1 protein-coding gene is annotated in these 828 nt (G+C 22.2%); it reads left to right on the top strand.

Annotated features, from left to right (window positions below; all coding sequences use genetic code 11):
- Nucleotides 1-183, top strand: a 183-nt coding sequence (locus ACQY5W_RS13060; RefSeq protein WP_428025411.1) for a hypothetical protein, incomplete at its 5' end; no start/stop codon positions are given.
- Nucleotides 184-828 lie beyond the last annotated feature (645 nt).

The raw sequence follows: 828 nt of genomic DNA, 5'->3' as shown, positions 1-828 counted from the left end.
TTTGGAGAGACTGATTATCTGGCAACTTATTTCCCTTTAATTACTATTGCTTTTGGTGTTTTTCTTCTTATTTTAATTGTTGTATTAATTTTTCTTAAAAATAAAAAGAAAAGAAGAAAATGCAACAAGCTAGTATATATACGGCTGATTTCATCCATTAACAAGCTAGTATTTTTTTTATAATTTATTTTAAAAAAAAAAATAAAGTGAAAATTATTAAAAAAAAAAAAAACTCAAAGTCTTTTAAAAAATTATAAATATGTTTATATATGTAGAACTCAAGTATTAAATAAAAAATATTTAATTAATATTTTACAAAACTCTAACCACCGTATAGCAATTAAATATAATTTAAAATTAAAACCTATTTTTGATGGTTTTAAAGGTCAGGGGTCTGTTTTGTGTTTATGTTTTAATGACTATATACTGTTTAAAACTATTTTTTTAAAAAAATTTTTAGATCCTATTTTGGTTAAAACAAGTTTTATTTTTTCTAGAAATAAATTAAATAAAATTTTTAAGTTAAACAGCATGTTATATTTAAACTTGTTTATATTTAATTTTATTTTTTTTATTATATATAATAAGATGTGGAATTATTTTTTGTTAAAAAATATACACTTCAAGAAAAATTAAAGTTAACTTAGATAAAATCACGGTTCTATTTTTATAGAAACCTCACATGTGTCAATCCTAGTCTGGGTTGTGTGAAAACATTAAGGGGCACAGAGGCTAAACCCAAATAAACATAAAACAAGGAAAAAACATGGTTACAATGAAAGACCTATTAGAATGTGGTGTACACTTCGGACACCAAACAAGAAGATG

The sequence above is a fragment of the Arcobacter sp. genome (genome assembly GCF_050300555.1).
Classification (GTDB): domain Bacteria; phylum Campylobacterota; class Campylobacteria; order Campylobacterales; family Arcobacteraceae; genus Arcobacter.
Note: the sequence above shows the minus strand (reverse complement) of the source record. Positions and strands in the feature narration are given on the sequence as shown.